Origin of the sequence: Moraxella haemolytica, assembly GCF_030177935.1 — a bacterium.
GTDB classification, from domain to species: domain Bacteria; phylum Pseudomonadota; class Gammaproteobacteria; order Pseudomonadales; family Moraxellaceae; genus Moraxella; species Moraxella haemolytica.
On record NZ_CP089974.1, the window covers coordinates 318283 to 341647 of the forward strand.

Here is a 23365-nt window from a genome sequence, read left to right on the forward strand (position 1 = left end):
AAAAATAACATTTTGGCATATTAAACCACAAATCGCCAATGCAATTCAATATGCAATGAAGAAAAGTTTAATCATTTAGTTATTCTTTTTTGGAATATGTTATTTGATGGATTATTGTCAATCAGCGGTGATCAACCCGTGTCGCCAAAGCATCACCTAATTTTTGGCAAATCATGACAATCGCAACAATGATGATGGTTGCAATCCATTTAACATAAACCATGCCACGATGCTCGCCGTAGCTGATGGCAAGATTACCCAGTCCACCACCACCGACCACACCTGCCATCGCTGAATAACCAATGAGTGTAACGAGTGTTAAAGTGATGGCATTGATAATCATGGGCAGGCTTTCTGGCAGATAGTATTTGCTGATAACCTGCCAATGTGTTGCCCCCATTGATTGTGCTGCTTCGGTCAGCCCTGTGGGAATTTCAGCAAGTGCGTTAGCGGTTAGGCGTGCCATAAAGGGAATGGCGGCGGCACTTAATGGGACGATGGCAGCGGTTGTGCCAAGCGTTGTTCCTACCAAAAAGCGTGTTACAGGCATCAATACAATAAGCAAGATAATAAATGGCACAGAGCGACCAATGTTGATGATGGCATCAAGCAGGCGAAACAAAGCTATGTTTTGTAGAATTCTTCCTTTGCCTGTTAAGAATGCCACAAAACCAAATGGCACACCCACCAGCACGGCGATCAAAGTTGCCACCAGACCCATATAGATGGTCTCATAGGTGGATTGAGCGACCATCTGCCACATCTTGGGGTGTAGCTCGGTCATAAAATCGGTATAAATCTTATCCCACATAACCCAAAACCTCCAAACCTACACCGTGTGCCGTCAAGTATTCATTTGCCTGCATGATGGCGGTTGAACTACCCATTAACTCGGCAATGGTAAAACCAAATTTCACACCACCTACATAATCCATCTGCGAAGTTAAGATGCTAAATTCTACACCAAACTGCTTACTCGCTTGCGAAAACAACGGCGAGTCCACAGAGTTGCCACTAAATTCGTATTTCACCACAGGATAAGCGGTATCATGACTGGGTTTGGTGTGTAGCTTTGCTAAGAACTCGTCGGGCAATCCTAGATGAAAGGTGGAATCAATGAATGTTTTGGCGACTTGTGTTTTTGGATTGGCAAAAATCTCGCTTACTTTGCCTTGCTCTATTAGCATGCCTTTGTCAATCACTGCCACTTTATCGCAGATGCGTTTGACCACATCCATTTCATGCGTGATGAGCAAAATGGTGATGCCAAGCGTTTTATTGATATGCTTTAATAATGCTAAGATGGTTTGTGTGGTAGCAGGGTCTAAAGCGGAAGTTGCTTCATCGCACAGCAACACTTTAGGGTCTGATGCCAAAGCTCGTGCGATGGCGACTCGCTGTTTTTGACCGCCTGACAGATTGGCAGGATAGGTGTCGTGCTTATCGTTTAATCCGACAAGTTGGGTCAGCTCGCCCACTTTTTGGCGAATCATACTTTTGGGCGTGCCTGATAGTTCAAGTGGTAGGGCAATGTTCTCAAAGACTGTGCGAGAGTGCAACAAGTTGAAATGCTGAAAAATCATGCCAATCTTTCGTCTTGCCTTGATTAGCTCAGCTTCAGATAAGTTGGTCAGCACTACGCCATCAACCGTTACTGTACCTGAGCTTGGTCGCTCTAGTAAGTTGACGCAACGGATGAGAGTGGACTTACCTGCCCCTGATGAACCGATGATGCCAAAAATCTCGCCTTGCTTAATCGTAAGATCGGTTGGCTGTACGGCGGTGAAGCTGGTGGACTGCCCATCTTTTTGAATGTGAAATACCTTGCTGACTTGGTGCAACTGTATCATAGATGTGGTCATAAGTGATGAAATATTGTCAATAAAATCAATAAAAACTGTGCAAAACCACATAGTATAGCACAGTTTTTGATTTGGCGACTGTATCTGTGTTGGGTGTTGAAAGGGTCATCATTAGACTGTATAAGTTTTGATAAACTCATCTATCTGCGTACAAAGAATCTGCCACAGCCTTGCTTGTGCATCTAGGCTACCCCATGCGTTGTGCGGTGTAAAAAAGACTCTGGGGTGGTCTTTTAGGGTGAGTAGTGGGTCATCATCAGTGAACGGTTCGGACCCAAACACATCAGCACCATAACCTAAAATCTGACCTTGTGTTAATGCCTGTGCGATGGCATGACTATCCACCACACCACCGCGTGCAACATTGATGATGGCGGGCTGTTTTTGCATTAGGGCGATGGTATCATGATTGATAAGATATGCTGTATCGTCAGTTAAGGGGCAATGCAAGCTGATTACATCGGCTGCTGCCAACACCTCTTCAAAGGTGGTGTAGTTGTCATCTCTTGGTGGTTTGCCACGGCGTTCGGCAAGTAGTACTGTCATGCCAAAAGCTTGTGCAATGCGTGCGACATTTTGACCGATATTACCACCGCCAATGATGCCTAAGGTCTTGCCCGATAAATCAAAAATTGGTTCATCAATCAAACAAAACCGCCCATCTGCCTGCCAAGTACCATCGGTCGCCTGCTTGTGATAGGTGCTGGCGGCTCGCATGACATTAAGCATGAGCATAAAGGTATGTTCTGGCACGGTTACGGTTGAATAGCCTGTAACATTTCGCCATGCCACACCTTGTTCATCACAGGTCTTAGTATCGATGTTGTTGATGCCTGTGGCGGTTATATGAATGAGCTTAAGATTGGGTAGGCTTTTGATGATGTTGGCGGTGAGATTAACTTTGTTGGTAATGATGATGTCGGCATCAGCACAGCGTTCAATGATGACTGCTTCGTCATTAGGTGTGTTGTCATAGCGGACATATTCACTGACGGATATGGGTAAGGACAAATCGGTCTTGTTTGAAAAAGTGTCGGTGTCTAAAAATACAGCTTTCATGGGTGTGCCTTAATATGAACAGATGGTGTGCTAATCATAGTGACTGATGAGATAGTTTATCATATCGTACAATCTAATAAATATCAAACGAAGTTGGTTTATCCTTTGATGAACATTTTAGCAAAATCCAACCACTTGAAATCATTGAAATCGCCATCATCAATAAACAAAGTGCTAAATGTATAAATTTTTAGTAAAATAGTTTATTTATAACGATAATTTAATTTTGCATAAACCTTAAAAAGAGTGTTGTATGAGTCAATTTGCCATCGGTCAGCGTTATCTGTCGGATTCTGAAAGTAATCTTGGGCTTGGGGTTGTCATTGATGTTAATGACCGTTGTGTATCAGTGTTATTTCCGCAGTCTGAAGAGACTCGTGTCTATGCCAAAGCATCTGCTTTACTGTCTCGTGTGGTGTTTTGTGCTGGCGATACAATCAGTGACCAAGATGGCAATCAGTATGTTGTGGCACACTGTGAAGATGTCTCTGGGGTCATGCGTTATCATCTCACTTGCGGTAAATCGCTGATGGAGACTCGTTTGGCGGCGAACATTACCCTTGCTAAGCCATTGGAGCGACTGTTGGCAGGTCGCATTGAAAATGGCGAGCGATATGACTTACGCCAAGATGCCCTAAAATTACAAGCCATGCTATCACGCCATCCCTTGCGTGGCTTAATGGGGGCTCGTGTGGACATCATTCGCCACCAGCTTTATATTGCTCATGAAGTTGGCAAACGCCTATCGCCTCGGGTGTTGTTGGCAGATGAGGTGGGTCTGGGCAAGACCATTGAAGCTGGGCTTATTATCCACCAACAAATCATCACAGGCAAGGCAGGTCGTGTGCTTATCTTGGTGCCTGATAGCTTACAATACCAATGGATGATTGAGCTAAAACGCCGATTTAATTTGAATTTCTCAATTTTTGATTTGGTGTGTACGGCATCGATTAAAGAGCATAACCCTGAACAAAATGTCTTTGCGACCGAGCAGTTCATCATTGCAGGTATTGATCTTTTATTAGACCATCATGACTTGTATGAGCAGGCATTTGCTGCAGGTTTTGATTTACTTGTGGTGGATGAGGCACACCATTTGCAATGGGGCAGTGACAACGGTGGCAATGATAAATATGAATTGGTGGCAGATTTTGCCAATCACACCGTAGGCGTGCTGTTATTAACCGCTACGCCAGAACAGCTTGGTATAGAGAGTCATTTTGCTCGCTTAAGATTGCTTGATCCGCATCGTTTTGATGATTTAGATGATTTTATTGCATCGCAAGAGGCTTTTGCTGATGTGGCGATGGTTGCTAACTTACTCATCGAGGGTCAGTCATTATCCGATAAGCAAATCAAAGCAATCGCAGGGCTACTTGGCTTTGAGGTGGCTCAGCTTGCCGATATCAATCATAACGACAAACTTCGCACGCACATCATCAACGAGCTACTGGATCGTCATGGCACAGGGCGTGTGCTGTTTCGTAATACTCGTGATAGTGTGCAAGGTTTTTATGGTCGTACCAGTATTCCGTATCCACTGCCCCTACCGACTGCTTGGCAGGGGACACATTATACGCATGGTAAATTGCGTGAGCAGCTGTGGGGCGAGGAAAACTATCCAGATGGCTCTTGGCTTGAATCTGATCCACGAGTCAGCTGGTTGATTGACTTATTAAAAGAAAAACTTCGCCACAAAAAAGTGCTACTCATCGCCAGAAGTGGAGCAACGATTGAGAGTCTTGAGGCGGTGTTGCGACTGCACGCAGGTATTCGTACGGCAATTTTTACTGAGCAGATGAGCTTGTTGGAGCGAGATCAAGCGGCGGCATATTTTGTCGATGTTGATGGTGCACAGATTCTGCTATGCTCAGAGATTGGCTCGGAGGGGCGTAATTTTCAGTTTGTTCAGGATTTGGTATTGTTTGATTTGCCCGCCAATCCCGATACGCTAGAACAGCGAATCGGTCGTCTTGATCGCATTGGGCAGATTGCCAAGATTAATCTGCATGTGCCTTTCGTTGCAGGGACTGCCCAAGAACGCTTGTATAATTGGTATGACGGGGCTTTAAATATCTTTAATCAAATCAGCCCAACCGCCCAAACTGTGCAAGAGCATTTTATTGCTGATCTAAAACCTTTGCTTGAAAGTGGCAATGACAAAGAGAGTTGCGAAGCACTTGCTCAGCTTATTGCACAAGGCTCGTTGTTGCGTGCCGAGCTAGAAGAAGAGCTACAAATGGGCAGAGACAGACTGCTTGAATACAACTCATGCCGTCCGAATGTGGCATCTCGCATTGAGCAGGCGATGGCAGAGCTTGATGAAGCGGAGCTACTACCGATGTTCCTTGACCGTTATTTTGAAGCGGTGAACATTGATTATAGCATACAGCGTGATGATTCATGGGTAGTGCATCCTATTGACAGTCAAGAAGCAGACATTGAAGGTGTTGATTCTTTGCCTTTTGGCGAAGATGGCATGACTTTAACCTTTAATCGCAAGCAGGCACTTTGTCGTGAAGACATGGACTATATGACCTGTGAACATCCGCTTGTTACTGGTATTCTTGAGCTTGTTACAACAAGCACTTTTGGTAATACGCAGGTTGCTTTACTGAAATCGGCTGCTATGCCACAGGGCATGATTTTGGTGGAAAATCACTTCCGTGTGGAGGTGGTTGCACCTAAGCACCTAAACCTATCTGCCTATTTGCCGCAGCAGGTATTAAGAGTGCTTTTGACCGAGCAGGGCAATGACTTGACGACACTTGCCACGCCAGAAAAAATCATGCCACTCATTGAGCGATTGGATAAATCTCGAGCCAGACAGGTCATTAAAGCACGCACCGTTGTTATTGAAACACAAGCAGATAAGGCAAAACAAATCGCCCAAAATCAGCTTGCTACTATCGCCCAAGAGAGCATCGCAAGCTATCAAGAGTATCTAAATAAGGAAATTGGTCGCCTAAAACGACTTCAGCAGGTCAACCCCAATGTCCGAGATGATGAGATTTTGGCATTAGAGAAAATGCTTGCTCAGGGTGTAGAGGCATTAAGCAATCTTTCTTTGGTGCCTGATAGTATTCGTGTGTTGGTGTGTGTTAAACCAAGCTAATTGTTGTATTACTAAGACACAAAAAATCTTAAGGAAAAGCCATGCCACATCTAACCATAGAGATTAGTCAAGACCTAAAGATTGACGAGGCTCAGTTACTGATGCATCTGAATCAAGCCCTGTTTGCAACAGGAGAATTTAAGGCAGCTAAAGACATCAAAAGTCGAATTCATCGCACTGATGCCAGCTTGATTGGACTTGGTGATGATGGTTTGTTGTTTGTCTCAGCACGCCTTGCCATCATGGCTGGGCGTAGTGAAAATACCAAACACGAGTTGGTTGCTTTGGTATTAAAAAACCTGCAAGAAGTGGTGGGCAAATACAACACCCAAGTACAATACACAGTGGACTTACAAGAGCTGTCTTCTTATTATCAAAAAGTCATCGCCTAATAGCCATGTTGCCATTCATGGTTATCATCAATGAAATGGCTAGCGATTTAAAACATTATCTTAAGAAAAGTCATCTTAAGACAGGCTATCAACCATGGCTGATGAAAATCTATTTAAGGGAATATCATGTCGTTTGCACAAGTTTTTACTCGTTCGGTCGTTGGTTTGCACGCTTCATCGGTGATGGTGGAGGTGCATCTGTCTCAGGGTATGCCTGCTTTGACGATTGTGGGTCTGGCAGAGGCGGCAGTGCGTGAGAGTAAAGATCGTGTGCGTTCAGCACTCATCAATAGTGATTTTGATTTTCCTAGTCGCCGCCTGACAATTAACCTTGCCCCTGCAGATTTGCCAAAAGATGGCTCAAGGCTTGATTTGCCGATTGCGATTGGTATTTTGGCGGCAAGTGGTCAGCTTGATGAACGGATTTTAAAGGATTTTGAATTTGTGGGCGAACTTGCCCTAAATGGAGAGCTTCGCCCCATCTCTGGAGCGTTGGCGATTGCTCTTGCCATCAAGCAGATGGACAAGCCAAAAGTGCTTATCGTCCCAAAAGATAATGCACAAGAAGCCACTAGGGTGTCTGGGGTGGTGGTGCTTGGGGCGGACAGTTTGCAGGCGGTATGTCGCCATTTAGATGTAGTGTGTGGGATAAGTCATGAGCAGAGTGATTTGATTGCACCGACTATCGTGCAGCCAACCCAAGATGAGGCGGTTTATCCGTTGGATTTGGCAGATGTCAAGGGTCAAAACCATGCACGCAGAGCACTTGAGGTGGCAGCGGCAGGTGGGCATTCATTGTTATTTAAAGGACCACCAGGTTCAGGAAAGACCTTAATGGCAAGCAGATTACCCAGTATTTTGCCACCGTTAATGGATGTGGATGCCTTGGAGGTGGCGAGCGTGTATTCGGTGGCAGGTGTGCCTTGTGATTATGGCGTGCGTCCATTTAGGCAGGTTCATCATACGGTCTCTGGTGTGGCCTTGGTTGGTGGTGGCTCACGCCCAAAACCAGGAGAGATTTCGTTGGCTCATAAAGGCGTGCTTTTTTTAGACGAATTGCCAGAATTTGATAAAAAAGTGCTAGAAGTACTAAGACAGCCCATTGAATCTAAACAAATCATCATCAGTCGTGCCAACAGTCAGGTGGCGTTCCCTGCCGATTTTCAGCTTATCGCCGCCATGAATCCTTGTCCGTGTGGTTATCATGGTGATGGAAGTAATCGTTGCCATTGCAAGAGCGATCAGGTGCGTCGCTATCAAGATAAGGTGTCAGGACCGCTACTTGATAGAGTTGACTTACATATCCATGTGCCTGCATTGCCGTTAGATGATCTGCAAAACGCTCCTGCAGGAGAGAGTTCATCAAGTGTTAGGGCTCGTGTGGTTAAGGCTCATCAAAGACAGCTAGACAGACAGGGCAAGCTAAACAGTCAGCTATCACCCAGCGAGGTGGATCGATTTATCCATCTAGGCGAGTCGCAGCAGATGCTGATTAAGACTGCCCAAGCCAGATTAAATCTATCTGCTCGTAGTTATCATCGCATCCTAAAAGTTGCCCGCACTTTGGCGGATTTGGCAGATGCTAATGAGATTGGTGTGACTCATGTGGCTGAAGCATTGAGCTATCGTGGCTAAAATGAATAATAATGAATAATTAAAGGTCTAACAAAGCGGTAAACTGGCAATTTTGTTGGCTATCCATATTACCTGTTGATGTCGTTCATGTAATTGCTATAAGCAGACGGCATCATCAATACAGTGCAGGTGGTCAGTCATCACGATGGTGGTTTAGAATAAACGCTACCAACGAACCAAAGTCATCAAAAATCGCATCAGGCTTGCTGATTGCGATTGATTCACCGTAATTATAACCATAGCTTAGGGCAAGCGTTGTCATGTTTGCACTTTTGCCTGCTAAGATGTCATTTTTTGAGTCGCCTACCATGATGGACTGACAGACATCAATACTTAGTGTTTGACAAATGTGGTATAGCGGGTCGGGATTGGGTTTTTTGGTGGATAGGGTATCACCATCAACCACGCAATCAAACATATCCAACCAGCCCATATTTGCCAAAATCTGTGGTAAAAACTGGGTGGGTTTGTTGGTGCAGATGGCGAGCTTGAATCCTTGTTGCTTTAGGCAAATCAGTCCTTCTTTGACATTGGCGTAGGCGGTTGTGTTGTCATGGCAGTCGTGATAAGTTGTCAAAAATAACTCATGAGCTTCATCTAATCGCTCGAGAGTGATACCTGCCCAGTTGATGGCACGCTCAACCAGTTTTAATGAACCATTGCCCACCCAAGTCCGTACAAGCTCTTCGCCAGCAGTACAGCTACCCAAGATTAGCAAAGTCTTATCAATGGCGTCTGTCAAATCAGGCACGCTGTCAATGAGTGTGCCGTCTAGGTCAAAGATAACAAGTGATTTTGGGGTGGTATTCATTTTTCTGGTCTTTTTAATGATTTTGGTCAATGACCTTAAAACTAAAAATGACGCAACTGGCATCAAACATACCATGCTGACAGTTGGTTTATCATTTTGATGGGTTGGGCGGTTATTTAGGCATTGTAGCATAAATTATTTTTTTAAAAAACTTACCAATGGTGCAATAAATAGCCATTTACCATCAACCATGCCGAACGAATGACTAAAAATCTGCCTATCGTTGTTTGGATTGACAATCTTATTGTTTGAATAAAATGACGGCGGGTCTAGAAATGCTAACGGAATGTTGCAAGAAATGAGAAAATGTTGTTAATATGGGAATAATGTTTGCAAAAATTTACATTTTAATCTATAAACACATACAGCTATTAAGAAATATTCTGTTACTATAGTCTCAATGCCACAGAGCGTAAGTTTTAGCTCTTGGCGTATTTTAAAAACTTTATAAACAAAAGCAAGCGGTGCTTAACCGCATTTTAGGAGAACTCAATGAAAACTCTAAATAAAGCAATCCTAGCACTAGGCATCTCATCAGTTTTGGCAGTAAGTGCAAACGCCGCCATCACTTATGGTTCATTGACATCAGGTCAGCCTTATGTTGGTTTGAAAGCTGGTCAGATTGATATCGATGGCGTTCCAGGTAAAGCGACTGCTTATGGCATTTATGGTGGCTACAACTTTGATCAAAACTTGGGTGTAGAAGTAGAATATATCGATTCTAAGAACAAAAATTATACTACAAGTGCAGGCAGCTACAAAGCTGATGCCAAAACTTATGGTATCTATGGTACTTACCGTTATAACTTCAACAATACACCAGTTTATGCAAAAGGTAAGCTAGGTCTGGCAAAAACTGATGTAGAGAAGAAACAACTTAATGGTGCTAGCACTGTTAAATCAAATACCACTGGTTTAGCAGGTGGTGTTGCAGTTGGTTTTAACGCCACACCAAATGTTAGCCTAGAAGCAGGCTTTAACTACCTAGATTCAAATGCTAACATGGGTAGTGTTGGTGCTCACCTAAAATTCTAATCTAATAAGTTTATTAGAACAGAATCAAAAACAGCCGTCATCATGATGGCTGTTTTTTTGTTTTAAGTTGTCTAAAGTACAAATACGGTTAAAATAAAGCAGTACCACAGACGGGTACTGCTGTATCAACTGGCTACAATAGATTATTTGCGGTCAGGTAAGCTGATGCTCATCTCTAGCATATCAATATCATCTTCGTAATGATGATTGATATTGACATTGTCCAACTGTACGCCATTGACATATTTATTGACCACCTCTAAAATCTCTCGTTTCATTTGTTCGATACGGTCAGAAGTTAGGCGAGTGTTTAGACGGTTGGAGCTTGCAACGATGACCTTTAAGCGGTCTTTGGCAATATCAGCACTGCTTGGTGTTTCATTACCACCAAATAATAATGCCCAAAATCCTTTTTTCATGGATTAACCCCCAAATAGCTTAGCAAAAAAACCTTTCTTTTTCACTTCTATATGACGAAGTGGACGTTCTTCACCTAAGAATCTTGCTACGATGTCATCATAGCATTGACCTGCGGCTGATTCTGGGTAGTGGATTACGGGCTGACCATGGTTTGATGCTTCTAGCACGGCATTGCTTTCAGGGATTACACCGATGAGTGGCACACGCAGAATTTCGTTGGCAATGGTGTCAAGATCCATCATCTCGCCTTGAGCGACACGCTCTGGATTGTAGCGATTGATTACGAGATGCTCACGCACTGATGAACCTTCTTCAACTTTTTTGGTACGAGATTGCAAAATACCGATGATGCGGTCAGAGTCTCGCACGCTCGATACCTCTGGATTGGTTACGATGAGTGCTTCATCGGCGTGGTACATGGCAAGCTGTGCGCCACGCTCAATGCCTGCTGGACTGTCGCAGATGATATAGTCAAAACTTAGGTCTTCTGATAACTCTTTGATGACATCTGCTACGCCTTCATCGGTCAGAGCATCTTTATCACGGGTTTGTGAAGCAGGTAGGATATATAAGTTTTCTAGTTGTTTATCTCTGACTAGGGCTTGAGTTAGTTTGGTATTGCCACTGATGACATCAACAAAGTCATAAACGATACGATTCTCACAGCCCATGATCAGATCAAGATTTCGCAGACCCACATCGAAGTCGATGATGGCAGTTTTGTAACCTCGCTTCGCCAAACCTGCACCAAATGATGCACTTGTGGTGGTCTTGCCAACGCCACCTTTACCTGAAGTAACTACAATAATTTTCGCCACAGTGGCACTCCTTATTATCCAAAATAGCACACTGTCAAAACCTATGGTGGATAAGCCTATGGATTTGACAAAAAAATGTTAAATTTTATTAGCTTAGCATAGCACATTTTGCTTTTTTATCATAGATTATCTGATGGCTAGATAAAAAGCACAATATAAAACCATCGGTTGCTAAGATGACCACCATTTGCAATACAACCATGGGTAAACCACCAAAAGCTTTATCCGCTTAGTAGGTGGTTTTTATTTTCTTAATCGGGTAGTCTGTTAAATACCAAGCCTATTTCTTGATCGTAGCTGACCTTGACCGCTTTGCCAATTAGCTCGCTAGGGATATCTTCAGATAAGCAGTAAGTGCCTGCGACCGCAACTAGGGTTGGGTTGAATTTTTGACAAAATATGTGTGCATCCTTGTCGCCTGTCGCACCTGCCACCAAGCGACCTAAACCATGACCGTAGATATGTAGATTGCTGTCGGTAATGGCTTCTCCACCTTGATTGACACCACCTAAGATGGTTAGGTCGCCACCGAAGTGATGGACGCTTTGTCCTGAGCGTATCAGCTGTTCATGCAGATTTTGGGTGCTGATGGTCTCATCAGGTAGGTCAGGGTGGTCAGCTTTGTTGGTTGATTGTGTATTTTGCGATTTGGGTTTTTCGGTGGTGGCTAATTGATCTAGGCGTTTACCATCAGTAGGTAAGATGGCAAGACGCAGTTTTTTTGCTTGCTTATTGAGTGCTCCATCGACCACGCCAATAGGCTGTACACCAAGTTTCCATAACAGCTCAACCAATTTATCCAAATCTAAGTCGGTATCACTGTCAATCATGACAGGAATATTCTTGGTGATTTGACTGTCTTGTAGTGTTTTGGTCAATTCTTTTTGAATATCGCCCAAGTTGTCAGTATTGATTTTGATTCGGCTAAAGGTTAGCATTTTTCCGAATAATTGAATGGCTTTACTCATGATAATCAACCGTTAATTGTTTGGTTAGAATACAACAATGCTTTTATTAAAAGTAAGATTGTAGCATTTTTTTAATGGTGAAAAAACACCGCTCAGGCATTATTTTACAGGCTGTTTGCATTGGTCATCTTTTATGAATCCCATCAATGTTCTGATACGGCTGTTTTTAGTTGCACGCTGTGTTTCCATTGCTGAATTTTAATTTGTTGCTCAAAGGCAGTGATGCTATCTTCAACAATGTTGAAAATCAGATGTTGCAAGGCGGTTCGGTCGGTGTCAATACTTGAGACGCCTTTGGCGATTTGTACCATCAGGGCATCTAGCGTCTGAGGTGAGAACAGATGAGCATTGATGGCGGTGGTAACATTTTCACCGATATGCTTGCCAATATGAGTGATTTGATTTTCAATCAGATGTCCTGCTATCGGAATGAGTTTAAGATATTTTCGGAACTCGGGTGTGTCTATAAGAGCTCGTTCAACCGCAAGTCCAATATCACTAGATAGCTGTTCGCCTGTTTGGTGCATAAATGCCTGTTGAAGTCTAGGGCTAAGCTCATCTCTTAACAGTTCAAGCAAGGCGGCCTCAAAGGTATCCCGATTTTTATTGATGGTGTCTTGAATGAGTTTGTCGTGTGTGTTTGAGTGTCGCAGTTGTTCACGGATATTATCAGTGGCGGTTAAGATGACACGGTCAGACAGCTCTTCAAGTACCACGCCATAATAAAATTTTCCCGAGTTAATCCAGCGTTTTGGAATGATTTGAATGCCAACATCATGCAGTCTTTTGATGATGACACCTGCACGCAAAAGACGCAACGCACGCAACGCAGGAAAGCAACCAAGTGTCTCGTACCAATGCACAAAAGGAAAGAAAAACCAGCGATGATAAGTATGATTGACAATCGCAAGCACCCAGCGAATAGACAGCTCAATCACCCAAAATGCAGTAAATATACCGCCGATGAGTGTCAGTTGCTCATGATGATGGTGTTGATAAGTCATCAATAATCCTTCAAGCCCTGTCCATTTGGCAATATAACCGCTCAACGCACTCATTAAAATGTTGTCGGCAAAAATCAACAACAAATCCACCACAAGCAACGCCAGCATGATGATGTCGTAGGCGATTTTTAGATGTCTGGGACGCTGTTGGTGCTCACCACCAAATAATGGTATGACATCTTGTGGAACTTCGTGTGGCTGTGGAATGCTCAACTCGTCTAGCTGGGGTGTTTGTCGCATGGTAATCTTAGTTGGTTATTGGTGAAATGAAAGTGATCTGATGTGCACAATGATGGGCTGTCAGGCCGTATCTTAAAAGACTGTTAGTCAAATTCATTGAGCATAGCATCAATACGGCGGTCTTTGGCTTGCCATATCTCATCAAGCCAAGCAAACAGATTGGCTTTGACTTCATCATTTTGGTTGTATTGTCCATCTTTTAGTGCCAAAAACAGCTCACCATCCATGTTTAGATGACGAATATCTACGCTAAGGCGAGACAGTTTTCCTTGCCATAGGTCGCTATATTGTGGTGTGCCATCTGGGTAAACTAAGGTCATATCCAAGATGCCGTCAATTTTATCACCAAGACTACTGATGGCAAGTGCCAATCCGCCTGCCTTAGGTCTTAATAAGTGTTTGTAGGGGGATTTTTGAGCGGTATGTTTGGCAGGGGTGAAGCGTGTACCCTCCAAATAGTTAAGTAGCACAAAGGGCTTATCAGCAAGCAGCTCACAGGCACGGCGAGCTTCGTTTAAGTCTCGGTTGGCAAGTTCGGGGTTTTTTTGGATTTGTTCTTTGGTGTGCCGTTTCATCATCGGAAAGTCAAGAAAATAAAAGGTCTGCCCAACGATGGGGATATAAATGAGCTCATGCTTAGCAAAAAATCTCGTGATGGGCAAGATGCCTTCACTAACATACTGAATAATACTTGTATCCACCCATGACTGATGGTTACAAATCAATAGGTATTTACCGTTTGGATTTAGGTCGTCAGGCACGCTAATACGCCAGTCTTTGGCGGGCAAAACTTTATCAATGATTAGGTTGTTTGAATGAATCCAATAATTTGCCATGCCGATGACGGCTTTATCAGCGATTTTGGATTTTTTGAGCATTTTAGCTAAACCTGCAGTATATAAAGGGATGGATAATCCAACACTGTTAGCGACAATACTGCCTGCACCGATGGCAAATGAGAGTTTTTGGGCAAGTTTTGGGGATGTGTCATATAGTTTTTGAAAAAAGGGCAAAGTACTGCGTTGTTTTTTTTGGGTGGCTGTATTCATAAGATTATCCGAGTTGGTATTTTGATGGCTTATCTAGAGCTTGTTTTTGAGTGTTTTTGCATTTATTATTACCGATGATGCAATAAAATATTCAAAATATGCCACCGCAAGAAAATTACATTTATTTTACCAAATTTTTATTAAAAAGATGAATAAATGTTTCTTAAATGATGCAGAAAACCGCTGTTGAAACTTTTTGATACAATATTGATGATAATTTATCGTCATTTAATTAACAGATGATTGGTGTAGTATGGCAGGTGTTGTGAAATTTGGGTGTGATTTTATAAAATGATGAACAATGAGAGAAGGTTATGCGTAGGAAGTAGATGGCTCCATAAAAACTACACCAATAAGATACAGACTTATAACAGATAAGTAGGTTTTTTCATTCATAATACATTACAATAAGCGTCCCAATGTACATTTGGGTTCATGTGGATTGCTTTGAATTGATTTTAAGACCTTAAGGAGTCTATCATGAACATCAAAATGAAACTATTGGCAGTATCTGTAGCATCTAGCGTAGTCATTGCAGGTTGTGCCAGTACAGGTGTCCAAGTTAATGACAATGCCAAAAAAGCTGGTATTGGTGCATTGGCAGGTGCTTTAGGTGGCTTGGTTATCTCTAAGGCTACAGGTGGTGAAAAGACAAGTCGTGATGCTGCCATTGGTGCGGTGGTTGGTGCAGGCGTTGGTGCATATATGAGCAAGCAAGAAGTTCGCCTAAAACAGCAGACCGCAGGCACGGGCATTGGAGTTACTCGTGACCCCATGACCAATAATATTCATCTATCAATCCCAGAGGCGATTACTTTTAATGTGGGTCGCTATGACATCAAGCCAGGATCATACAGTACTCTAAACCAAGTGGCGGCCACCCTAAATCAGTATCATCAGACCAATGTGGTTGTGAATGGTTATGCGTCTATTGAGGGTAGTCGGAATGCCAACCAAATTTTATCACAAAACCGAGCCAATGCCGTTGCGAACTATCTGACCAATCGTGGCGTAAGTGCCAGCCGCATCACTGCCATCGGTCGTGGCGTAACCACCCAGTTTGGCAATGGTTATGAGCCAAACCGCCGTGTTGAATTAACCATTATCGCCCCAAAAAGTCTCAATTAATCAGTTTAGAGACTTTGTAATTATCATAGAATAATAAAAAACAGGTTGGGCAATACCAATCTGTTTTTATTTTATGTGGATTGTTTATTGTGTCTGGTATAATTGTAACTAGACTTTACCTTAAACCGACCTTTGTGGCATCCTTTTTTAATTAAGCAAAACGCACATGGATATAACCAATTTAACACTGCTGTATGCTGAGCATGGCATTCGCCTTGTCATCACCAAAAAATCGGTGAAGAACATCAATTTTCGTATTAAAGCAGGCGAGTGCTTGGTAAGCGTACCATATTTGGCAGATGAGATGGTGGTGATTAAGGCGGTGCAAGGCCGTCTAACTTGGGCATATCATGCCAGTAATAAATTAAAGCAAAGACAGGAATCCTTACAGTCTGGTTTGATGACGCTGTGGGGTGAGACGGTTGATTGGTCTTTAGATCAAGAAGTGGTGCTGATGTTGTATCGTCAGGCATTGACCGAAAAAATCCCCACCTTGATGCAAAAATGGCAACCCATCGTTGGCAAAAGTGCCAAAGAGGTGCGTATCAAAACCATGACAACCCGATGGGGAAGCTGTAATACTCGTGATGCTAGAATTTGGCTTTCTACTTATCTGCCGGCCTATCCTTATGAATGCACTGAATATGTCTTTGTGCATGAACTATGCCATCTGATTCATGCCAATCATGGGCAATACTTTTGGCAAGAAGTAAAAAAAGCCATGCCAGATTATGAGCGTTGGCATGGTCTTTTAAGGGGTCGTATTGATGGTTAAATATTGCTCTTACGCTTGTTGTGAGTCGCTGGCATCAGCAGACAAGGTTTTACTAAATATCTCGCTAAGCAGACGCACATCATCAACTCTGGCGTAATTGAGACGAGTAATGAATGCCAATCGGCGATGTGGACCTTTCTCGGCTAAGGGCATGCTATTAATATCATGCGTGTTAGACAGTTGGTCAAGTGCCATTTTTGGTATGAGTGTCGTACCCATGCCTGATAATGCCATCTGTATGATTGTGTTTAGGCTAGCATCAGAAAAACCTGTTCTTATCTCTGCTTTATTCATCTGACACACCGACAGCACCTGATCGGTTAGGCAATGCCCCTCGCCCAGCAATAATAGATTGGTCTTGGATAGCTCATCGCTTGTGATGTGTTTGGCATCGATATGTTTTTTGCCTTTTGGGAAAATTGCAAAAAAGTCCTCCGCCCAAAACTCAAATACATGCAATCCTTCTATGGGATAAGGTAGGGCGATGATGGCGGTATCAATATGCCCATAGCGTACCTGCTCGATGAGTCGTTCGGTTTGTTTTTCGGTGATGGACAGTTCAAAATCTTGATACTGTTCTTTTAAGGTGGGTAATACTTTTGGCAGTAGGTAGGGGGCGACAGTTGGGATAATGCCGATGGACATGGGGTAGGCGAGTGGCGATTGATGGCTATGAGCACGAGTTATCAAATCGTTAATCTCGCTAAAGATACGCTGTGCTCTGTCCAAAATCTCTTCGCCAATGGGTGTGATGAGTACCTGCTTGTTATTACGCTCAAAAATCTGTGTATCCAACTGTTTTTCAAGTTCGGCAATCCCTAGACTCAAGGCGGATTGAGAAATATTGCATTCTTCGGCGGCACGCTTAAAGTGTTTGTATTTGGCAACTGAAAGTGCAAATTCTAACTGGCGTAGGGTAATCATAAAATACCTTTTTTAAATGTTAAAATGCAAAGTCTGTGCACCTAGATCATATTAAAGCAAAATAAAACCGTTGGCAGTTTTAACGGTGGAAACGCTCGGCTTTTTTCGTTATAATAACAAAGTAGGCAGTAAATTGCTACTGCATAATTCAACCCACAATAAAAAAGGTGAAGTTATGACCGCAATCATCAATCAACATATCCCAGAATTTACTACCGAAGCATTCGTTAATGGAGAGTTCAAAACCATCTCTACTGCCGATGTTAAAGGCAAGTGGGCAATCTTCATGTTCTACCCACACGACTTTACTTTCGTATGCCCAACAGAACTAGAAGATATGGCTGATCATTATGAAGAGCTAAAAGCTCTTGGTGTGGAAGTATATGCTGTATCTACCGACACACATTTTGTTCATAAAGCATGGCACGACGCTTCGCCTGCGATTGGTAAAGTAAAATACCCGATGCTAGGTGATGGCACTGGTGCGATTACTCGTGGCTTTAATGTCATGATTGAAGGTCAGCACGCTGCACTTCGTGGCACTTTCTTGGTTGACCCAGAAGGATTGATTAAGGTTGCTGAGATTCATGATTTAGGTATCGGTCGTTCTGCTAAAGACATGATTCGTAAAGTAAAAGCTGCTCAGTATGTGCGTGATAATGATGGTGATGTTTGTCCAGCGGCTTGGGAAGCAGGTCAAGAGACCTTGAAGCCTAGCCTAGACTTGGTTGGTAAAATCTAATCTTGGGATTTAAAATCAACCAAATTGGTATCTAAGCTAGCATAAACAATAAAAATCGTCTCGTTTGGGGCGATTTTTATTGCTTTTATGATTTAGGTGTAACAAAGACTTAAAATAAAAAGCCCAAGTCTTACAACTTGGGCTTGTAGCATAAGCAGTGATGGTTAATGACCAATCATGCTTTGGTTTGTAGGTATTTATATAGCTCGTCTTTGAGTCCAAGTTTTTTACGCTTGAGACCTTCAATCTCTTCAGCACGGCTAGCAGCTGCCACAGGGTCATTTTCTAGATTGGTGATTTCTTCGTCTAAATTATTGTGTTCATCAAAAAGCTTGATAAAATGCAGGTCATTTTCAGTTTTTAATTTGGTAATAAGTTCTCGGTATTCTGGGAACATGACATTCTCCTTGGGTTTCATTGGTTTTTTACACCCTATTTTTTGGGGTGTAAAAGTATCTTATCAAAATTACCCTGCTTTAGCAAGGGTTAAAAAGTGCATAAAATGGGCGGTATGGACACTTGAAAAATAGGTGTTTAAAAATCCAAATTTACATTTTGGGCGGATAACCTTATAATGTGATGATACTGCTTTTTTATCAATATAAATTCAATTTTAGGTAAATACCATGTTAGATAAATCATTACTTGATGCTGTTACTACATATAGTGCTAATATGAGTCGCCCAATCCAGATGGTCATTGGTCAAGGTGAACACGCTAAGCGTGCTGAACTGATTCATTTTCTTGAGCAGATTGCTAATTGCTCGGATAAAATCGGTTTTGATAAATCGGTTGTGGATATTGATTTGTCGCCCATGAGCTTTAAAATCACCACAGAAAATAAAGATACAGGCATCGTATTTAGTGGCATACCAGGAGGTCATGAATTTACTTCATTGATTTTGGCAATTCTGCAGGCGGGTGGGCATACGCTAAAATTGGATGAGAGTATTCAGGATTTGGTCAAGCGTATTCAACAGCCACTAAAATTCCAGACCTTTGTTTCTTTGTCTTGCCATAATTGTCCTGATGTGGTACAAGCCCTAAATCAGTTTGCTCTGCTTAATCCTAGCATTGACAATGAAATGATTGATGGCGGTGTTTTCTCAGAGCTTGTGGCAGATAATAACATTCAGGGTGTGCCTGCAGTCTTTTTAAATGGTAAGCCGTTTTTAAATGGTAAGGTAGATACCGCACGCATCATTGATAAATTACAAGCTGAGTATCCAGACCTATTGGCGAAGGGTGTGACAGAACAGCTTGAAACTCAAGATGTTACTGTCATTGGTGGTGGACCTGCAGGTTCGGCTGCTGCCATCTATACCGCTCGTAAAGGTCTTAAAGTAGCGTTGGTTGCTGACCGTATTGGTGGGCAAGTCAAAGATACCCAAGACATTGAAAACCTAATTTCTATACCACTGACCAATGGTAATACTTTGGCGGCAAATCTTTCAACCCATATCAAAGAATATGACATCACTGTCAAAGAGCATGTGAGTGTATCTGCCATTGAAGAGGTTGAAGAGGGTTATCAAGTAACACTAAATACAGGCATGAGCTGGATTTCACGCACGCTAATCATTGCCACAGGAGCGAAATGGCGTAAACTTGGTGTGGCTGGCGAAGATGAAAATATTGGTAATGGTGTGGCGTATTGTCCGCATTGTGATGGTCCATTCTTTAAAGGCAAGCCGGTTGCGGTCATCGGTGGCGGTAACTCTGGTGTGGAAGCAGCACTGGACTTGGCGGGCATTGTTAAGCATGTTACGGTGTTAGAATTTGGCGACAAATTGCGTGCTGACCAAGTGCTGATTGACAAGGCTAAAGCTCGTGATAACATCACTATTATCAAAAATGCTGCCACACAGCAAATTACTGCTAATGGTGGCAAAGTGGACGGCTTGATTTACCAAGACCGAGTGTCTGGTGAAAATGTAACATTGCCTTTGAATGCGGTATTTGTACAAATTGGGCTGGTGCCAAGTTCTGAGATGGTGAAAGATTTGGTTAATATTACACCGCAAGGTGAGATTGAAATTGATGCCAAATGCCGTACCAATAAAGCAGGTATCTTTGCCTGTGGCGATGTTACCACTGTGCCGTATAAGCAAATTAATATTGCAATGGGTGAAGGTTCAAAAGCAGGTTTGTCTGCCTTTGAATATCTAATGATGAATTCTTGATTGATAATAAAATCAAAACACGCTCATAATGGGCGTGTTTTTCTGGGGGTTTTTATATACCAACCGAAACCCAATATACTACAATACCAACCTAGCAGTAAATCATAAAAGACCACCAATGACATACTCACCCAACTTAAGCTTCATTAAGTGGTTTTGAGGTCAGATTGAGGGATTCGGCAAGATTGGATATTGGATTGCCTTAACAAGTTGTTCTTTTATTTTATGTGGATTTGTGGTGGTTTTTTGGGTTCGGTTGATATAAAGTAATAGGGAAGTCTTTTTTATTTGTTGTAGTTAGATTGTATATTTAAGTATCAAAAACACCCCAAAGCCCTATAAAATTTTGGGGTGCGGTTTGGTTTGATTGGGCATTATTTTTCAAATGCCCGACTTGGTATTCCTTGCTCTTTTAACCATTGTTGATTTTTTGTTTTGACGGCATGAATTTCTTCATCCATAAAGGCTTGAGATTTTCCAGGGAATTTGTTTAAAGCATAAATGTACAACACGACGCCCAATACCATCCATCCTGCAAAAATTGCCCATTCCATAGGGGTGAGTGCGGAAGCACTACCAGGCAAATACAAAGATGCCATTGCGATTGCACAGATAACAGCAATCACACCGACCGTCTGACCCAAGGGAATGATGATAGGACGCACCATAGAAGTTGGCTCTTTGATACGCAGCACCAAAAATGCTAAAGCGACCAACATATAAGCTATGATAACCCCAAAGCCACTTGCATTCACCAGCCAAACAAGCATTTTACGTCCAAATAATGGGGCAAGTGTCGCTAGGCTACCAAGTAGCAAAATGGCAGTTGCGGGCGTGTTGTATTTTGGGTGTAATTTGCCTAAAAAAGCAGGTAGCATATACGATTTTGACATGGCATAAATCAAGCGACTGCCACCAATCAAAAACGCATTCCAACTAGACAAGATGCCCAAAATCCCTGCAATAACAAGCAATGTACCTGCCCATTTGCCATTCCATGCCAAAGTCATGGCATCGGCGGTTGCCAGTTTGGACTCAGTGGCTTGGGTCATATCCAGTACCGAACCAACGCTCCACGCCACACCCATGTACCAAACCACTGCAATAATGAGTGATATCATCAAATACAGGGCGATTTTTGGGCGAGTTAGGTCAATTTCTTCGGCAGCTTGGGGAATGACATCAAAGCCAACAAACAAAAATGGAATCATAATCATCACGCTCATAATACCCGACCATTTGTTTTCCGTAAAGGTCGGTACTCTGTCAAACCCTGCTTCTGGATTAAAAAGTAATGCCCCAATAAACAGCATAATACCTACTGATAAAATACCGAAGACAGTCAATTTTTGAAACCATGAGCTTACTTCAATACCACGAATGTTCAGCCAAGTGACTAAAATAGAGCCAATAATTCCAACCAGCACCCAAGTGGCATATACATCCCAGCCTGCGACATTATAAAGATAACCTTGATTATAGTTTGGAATCAGATATTCAACCACCGTTGGCAGGGCAACTGCTTCAAATGCTACCACTGCTAAATAGCCAAATAGCATACACCAAGAGCATAAAAAAGAAATGTGAATGCCCATCGCACGGTGTGTATAAGTATGTTCACCACCTGTAACAGGCATCGATGCAGCAAGCTCGGCGTAGGTCAAACCGATAAATAAAATTGCCAGACCACCCAAAAAAATTGCCAACATTGCTCCAATGAGCCCTGCTGACTGCACCCAGCCACCTGCCAAGACGACCCAGCCCCAACCAATCATTGCCCCAAATGCTAAGGCAATGACATCGCTGGTTTTTAAAGATTTTCTAAATTGTATTTGTGACATAGTATCTCCTTGCTGTTATGGTAAGTTGTATTTACCACAATGATTCCTTATATTTGAAGGTATGCAATGCATTGACCAATTCAATGCCGCACACCTCACAACCTTATTTACGGCAAAGATTTAGAGATAATTGCCAATGCCTCGTCCAATACTTCATCTTGTATAGTCAAAGGCACCATCACACGAATGCTGTTAAAATACATACCGCAGGTGGCAATCATTAGTCCGTTTTCAAAGCAGTTGTTTTTAAGTGTTGTCGCCGCCGACACATCAGGATTGCCATCTTTATCCACAAGGTCAAAGGCGAGCATTGCCCCTTTGTGGCGGATATGGGCGATTTTAGGGTGGTTTAATCCTGCTAAGAAAGTAGCGATTTTTTCGCCAATTTGACGACTTTTTTCTAGCAAATTTTCTTCTTCAATAATTTCTAATACTTTTAATGCCGCCACACAACCTAAAGGACTACCTGCATAAGTACCACCCAATCCGCCTGCTTGCGGTGCGTCCATAATATCGGCACGACCAATGAGTGCTGAAATTGGATAGCCGCCTGCCAAACTCTTGGCACTGGTAATCAGGTCAGGCTCAACGCCAAGTTGCTCGGCAGCAAACAGCGTACCTGTCCGTCCAAAACCACATTGCACTTCATCAAAAATCAATACAATGCCATGCTCATCACAAATTTCACGCAGTTTTTTGGCGTAGCTTGGGGTCAATTGATGAAAGCCTCCTTCGCCTTGCACGGGTTCTACAATGATGGCTGCTACTTCAGATGGGTCAATATCCGCCTTAAAAATCATCTCCAAATCTTTTAAGGCAGCTTCTTCGCTAATACCTGTTGCTGGCGATGGGAATGATGCATGAAAGATGGAAGCGGGCATTGGACCAAAGCTTTTTTTATAGGGAATGACCTTGCCTGTCAAACCCATTGTCAAAAGTGTGCGGCCATGCCAACCACCAACAAAGGCAATGACGCCTGCACGCCCTGTTTTGGCACGAGCAATTTTAATAGCATTTTCAACAGTTTCAGCACCTGTGGTTAGCAAAAATGCTTTTTTGTCGCCACTGATGGGGGCTTTTTCGCACAAGGCAACATAGCTTTCGTAGCTTACTATTTGCCCTGATGTATGGGAAAAATTGTCCAGTTGTGCCTTGACTGCCTCTACAATTTTGGGGTGGCTGTGTCCTGTATTGAGCACACCAATACCTGCTACAAAGTCAATGTAGCGTTTGCCGTCCACATCCCAAATTTCGCTGTTGTTGGCTTTTTGAGCAAAGACAGGAAATGAAACACCAAGCCCTTTGGGTAGGGTTTTGAGACGGCGTGCCAATAAGTCTTGATTAGTTGCCATAAAAATACTCCT

At 42.8% G+C, this 23365-nt stretch carries 21 protein-coding genes; 8 read left to right on the forward strand and 13 right to left on the reverse strand.

Annotated elements, in window-relative coordinates; genetic code table 11:
* Nucleotides 1–121: 121 nt before the first annotated feature.
* The 3 genes from LU276_RS01400 to LU276_RS01410 all read right to left on the reverse strand — a co-directional run bounded on the left by LU276_RS01400 (nucleotide 122) and on the right by LU276_RS01410 (nucleotide 2921).
* Nucleotides 122–811: a methionine ABC transporter permease gene (locus tag LU276_RS01400; protein WP_284673918.1), complete on the reverse strand. Its 690-nt coding sequence runs from the start codon at nucleotides 809–811 to the stop codon at nucleotides 122–124.
* Entirely contained in the window at nucleotides 801–1850 is a 1050-nt protein-coding gene (metN, locus tag LU276_RS01405) for a methionine ABC transporter ATP-binding protein MetN (protein ID WP_284673919.1), read from the reverse strand. Before metN ends, LU276_RS01400 begins: the two co-directional genes overlap by 11 nt.
* Before the next feature lie 123 nt (nucleotides 1851–1973).
* The gene (locus tag LU276_RS01410) at nucleotides 1974–2921 is read right to left on the reverse strand and encodes an NAD(P)-dependent oxidoreductase (protein WP_284673920.1); all 948 of its coding nucleotides are present in this window, start codon (nucleotides 2919–2921) and stop codon (nucleotides 1974–1976) included.
* 253 nt (nucleotides 2922–3174) lie between these two features.
* Between LU276_RS01410 and rapA the strand changes: the two genes are divergently transcribed.
* The 3 genes from rapA to LU276_RS01425 all read left to right on the forward strand — a co-directional run bounded on the left by rapA (nucleotide 3175) and on the right by LU276_RS01425 (nucleotide 8063).
* A complete protein-coding gene (gene rapA, locus LU276_RS01415; RefSeq protein ID WP_284673921.1) occupies nucleotides 3175–6036 on the forward strand; it encodes an RNA polymerase-associated protein RapA in 2862 nt (953 codons plus the stop codon).
* A gap of 41 nt (nucleotides 6037–6077) precedes the next feature.
* A complete protein-coding gene (locus LU276_RS01420; RefSeq protein ID WP_284673922.1) occupies nucleotides 6078–6428 on the forward strand; it encodes a 5-carboxymethyl-2-hydroxymuconate Delta-isomerase in 351 nt (116 codons plus the stop codon).
* A gap of 126 nt (nucleotides 6429–6554) precedes the next feature.
* A complete protein-coding gene (locus LU276_RS01425; protein WP_284673923.1) occupies nucleotides 6555–8063 on the forward strand; it encodes a YifB family Mg chelatase-like AAA ATPase in 1509 nt (502 codons plus the stop codon).
* 133 nt (nucleotides 8064–8196) lie between these two features.
* On the opposite strand, the gene LU276_RS01430 is transcribed toward LU276_RS01425, so the two are convergent.
* Nucleotides 8197–8874, reverse strand: coding sequence for a phosphoglycolate phosphatase (locus tag LU276_RS01430; RefSeq protein WP_284673924.1), 678 nt, complete (start codon nucleotides 8872–8874; stop codon nucleotides 8197–8199).
* 492 nt (nucleotides 8875–9366) lie between these two features.
* Between LU276_RS01430 and LU276_RS01435 the strand changes: the two genes are divergently transcribed.
* Entirely contained in the window at nucleotides 9367–9909 is a 543-nt protein-coding gene (locus tag LU276_RS01435) for a porin family protein (RefSeq protein ID WP_284673925.1), read from the forward strand.
* 143 nt (nucleotides 9910–10052) lie between these two features.
* Here the strand turns inward: LU276_RS01435 and minE are convergent, their stop codons facing one another.
* The 5 genes from minE to LU276_RS01460 form a co-directional block, all read right to left on the reverse strand.
* A complete protein-coding gene (minE, locus tag LU276_RS01440; protein WP_284673926.1) occupies nucleotides 10053–10328 on the reverse strand; it encodes a cell division topological specificity factor MinE in 276 nt (91 codons plus the stop codon).
* Between the two features lie 3 nt (nucleotides 10329–10331).
* On the reverse strand, nucleotides 10332–11147 hold the full coding sequence (gene minD / locus LU276_RS01445) for a septum site-determining protein MinD (protein ID WP_284673927.1): 816 nt from the start codon (nucleotides 11145–11147) through the stop codon (nucleotides 10332–10334).
* Nucleotides 11148–11398: 251 nt separating this feature from the next.
* Nucleotides 11399–12115: a septum site-determining protein MinC gene (gene minC, locus LU276_RS01450; protein ID WP_284673928.1), complete on the reverse strand. Its 717-nt coding sequence runs from the start codon at nucleotides 12113–12115 to the stop codon at nucleotides 11399–11401.
* 143 nt (nucleotides 12116–12258) lie between these two features.
* Nucleotides 12259–13359, reverse strand: coding sequence for a hypothetical protein (locus LU276_RS01455; protein WP_284673929.1), 1101 nt, complete (start codon nucleotides 13357–13359; stop codon nucleotides 12259–12261).
* A gap of 83 nt (nucleotides 13360–13442) precedes the next feature.
* Nucleotides 13443–14408: an acyltransferase gene (locus tag LU276_RS01460; RefSeq protein WP_284673930.1), complete on the reverse strand. Its 966-nt coding sequence runs from the start codon at nucleotides 14406–14408 to the stop codon at nucleotides 13443–13445.
* A gap of 480 nt (nucleotides 14409–14888) precedes the next feature.
* Between LU276_RS01460 and LU276_RS01465 the strand changes: the two genes are divergently transcribed.
* Both LU276_RS01465 and LU276_RS01470 read left to right on the forward strand, forming a co-directional pair.
* A complete protein-coding gene (locus LU276_RS01465; protein WP_284673931.1) occupies nucleotides 14889–15536 on the forward strand; it encodes an OmpA family protein in 648 nt (215 codons plus the stop codon).
* Nucleotides 15537–15702: 166 nt separating this feature from the next.
* Entirely contained in the window at nucleotides 15703–16311 is a 609-nt protein-coding gene (locus LU276_RS01470; RefSeq protein WP_284673932.1) for a M48 family metallopeptidase, read from the forward strand.
* A 9-nt stretch (nucleotides 16312–16320) separates the two neighbouring features.
* On the opposite strand, the gene LU276_RS01475 is transcribed toward LU276_RS01470, so the two are convergent.
* On the reverse strand, nucleotides 16321–17235 hold the full coding sequence (locus tag LU276_RS01475) for a hydrogen peroxide-inducible genes activator (protein ID WP_284673933.1): 915 nt from the start codon (nucleotides 17233–17235) through the stop codon (nucleotides 16321–16323).
* 175 nt (nucleotides 17236–17410) lie between these two features.
* Between LU276_RS01475 and ahpC the strand changes: the two genes are divergently transcribed.
* Entirely contained in the window at nucleotides 17411–17977 is a 567-nt protein-coding gene (gene ahpC / locus LU276_RS01480; RefSeq protein ID WP_284673934.1) for an alkyl hydroperoxide reductase subunit C, read from the forward strand.
* 175 nt (nucleotides 17978–18152) lie between these two features.
* Here the strand turns inward: ahpC and LU276_RS01485 are convergent, their stop codons facing one another.
* Complete coding sequence (locus LU276_RS01485; protein WP_284674546.1) at nucleotides 18153–18374, reverse strand: HP1242/YdcH family protein; 222 nt, start codon at nucleotides 18372–18374, stop codon at nucleotides 18153–18155.
* Between the two features lie 229 nt (nucleotides 18375–18603).
* On the opposite strand from LU276_RS01485, the gene ahpF reads away from it, so the two are divergent.
* A complete protein-coding gene (gene ahpF / locus LU276_RS01490) occupies nucleotides 18604–20160 on the forward strand; it encodes an alkyl hydroperoxide reductase subunit F (protein ID WP_284673935.1) in 1557 nt (518 codons plus the stop codon).
* 374 nt (nucleotides 20161–20534) lie between these two features.
* Here ahpF and LU276_RS01495 read toward each other — a convergent pair whose 3' ends face one another.
* Nucleotides 20535–22001 carry an APC family permease gene (locus tag LU276_RS01495; RefSeq protein WP_284673936.1) on the reverse strand — a complete coding sequence of 489 codons (1467 nt, stop codon included), beginning with the start codon at nucleotides 21999–22001 and terminating at the stop codon, nucleotides 20535–20537.
* A 107-nt stretch (nucleotides 22002–22108) separates the two neighbouring features.
* On the reverse strand, nucleotides 22109–23353 hold the full coding sequence (gene gabT, locus LU276_RS01500) for a 4-aminobutyrate--2-oxoglutarate transaminase (RefSeq protein ID WP_284673937.1): 1245 nt from the start codon (nucleotides 23351–23353) through the stop codon (nucleotides 22109–22111).
* Between the last annotated feature and the right edge of the window lie 12 nt (nucleotides 23354–23365).

What these genes read in the sequence shown, in the direction of transcription:
- LU276_RS01400 (WP_284673918.1), bottom strand. Translation starts at nt 811, where the DNA reads ATGTGGGATAAGATTTATACCGATTTTATGACCGAGCTACACCCCAAG.
- metN (WP_284673919.1), bottom strand. Translation starts at nt 1,850, where the DNA reads ATGATACAGTTGCACCAAGTCAGCAAGGTATTTCACATTCAAAAAGAT.
- LU276_RS01410 (WP_284673920.1), bottom strand. Translation starts at nt 2,921, where the DNA reads ATGAAAGCTGTATTTTTAGACACCGACACTTTTTCAAACAAGACCGAT.
- rapA (WP_284673921.1), top strand. Translation starts at nt 3,175, where the DNA reads ATGAGTCAATTTGCCATCGGTCAGCGTTATCTGTCGGATTCTGAAAGT.
- LU276_RS01420 (WP_284673922.1), top strand. Translation starts at nt 6,078, where the DNA reads ATGCCACATCTAACCATAGAGATTAGTCAAGACCTAAAGATTGACGAG.
- LU276_RS01425 (WP_284673923.1), top strand. Translation starts at nt 6,555, where the DNA reads ATGTCGTTTGCACAAGTTTTTACTCGTTCGGTCGTTGGTTTGCACGCT.
- LU276_RS01430 (WP_284673924.1), bottom strand. Translation starts at nt 8,874, where the DNA reads ATGAATACCACCCCAAAATCACTTGTTATCTTTGACCTAGACGGCACA.
- LU276_RS01435 (WP_284673925.1), top strand. Translation starts at nt 9,367, where the DNA reads ATGAAAACTCTAAATAAAGCAATCCTAGCACTAGGCATCTCATCAGTT.
- minE (WP_284673926.1), bottom strand. Translation starts at nt 10,328, where the DNA reads ATGAAAAAAGGATTTTGGGCATTATTATTTGGTGGTAATGAAACACCA.
- minC (WP_284673928.1), bottom strand. Translation starts at nt 12,115, where the DNA reads ATGAGTAAAGCCATTCAATTATTCGGAAAAATGCTAACCTTTAGCCGA.
- LU276_RS01455 (WP_284673929.1), bottom strand. Translation starts at nt 13,359, where the DNA reads ATGCGACAAACACCCCAGCTAGACGAGTTGAGCATTCCACAGCCACAC.
- LU276_RS01460 (WP_284673930.1), bottom strand. Translation starts at nt 14,408, where the DNA reads ATGAATACAGCCACCCAAAAAAAACAACGCAGTACTTTGCCCTTTTTT.
- LU276_RS01465 (WP_284673931.1), top strand. Translation starts at nt 14,889, where the DNA reads ATGAACATCAAAATGAAACTATTGGCAGTATCTGTAGCATCTAGCGTA.
- LU276_RS01470 (WP_284673932.1), top strand. Translation starts at nt 15,703, where the DNA reads ATGGATATAACCAATTTAACACTGCTGTATGCTGAGCATGGCATTCGC.
- LU276_RS01475 (WP_284673933.1), bottom strand. Translation starts at nt 17,235, where the DNA reads ATGATTACCCTACGCCAGTTAGAATTTGCACTTTCAGTTGCCAAATAC.
- ahpC (WP_284673934.1), top strand. Translation starts at nt 17,411, where the DNA reads ATGACCGCAATCATCAATCAACATATCCCAGAATTTACTACCGAAGCA.
- LU276_RS01485 (WP_284674546.1), bottom strand. Translation starts at nt 18,374, where the DNA reads ATGTTCCCAGAATACCGAGAACTTATTACCAAATTAAAAACTGAAAAT.
- ahpF (WP_284673935.1), top strand. Translation starts at nt 18,604, where the DNA reads ATGTTAGATAAATCATTACTTGATGCTGTTACTACATATAGTGCTAAT.
- LU276_RS01495 (WP_284673936.1), bottom strand. Translation starts at nt 22,001, where the DNA reads ATGTCACAAATACAATTTAGAAAATCTTTAAAAACCAGCGATGTCATT.
- gabT (WP_284673937.1), bottom strand. Translation starts at nt 23,353, where the DNA reads ATGGCAACTAATCAAGACTTATTGGCACGCCGTCTCAAAACCCTACCC.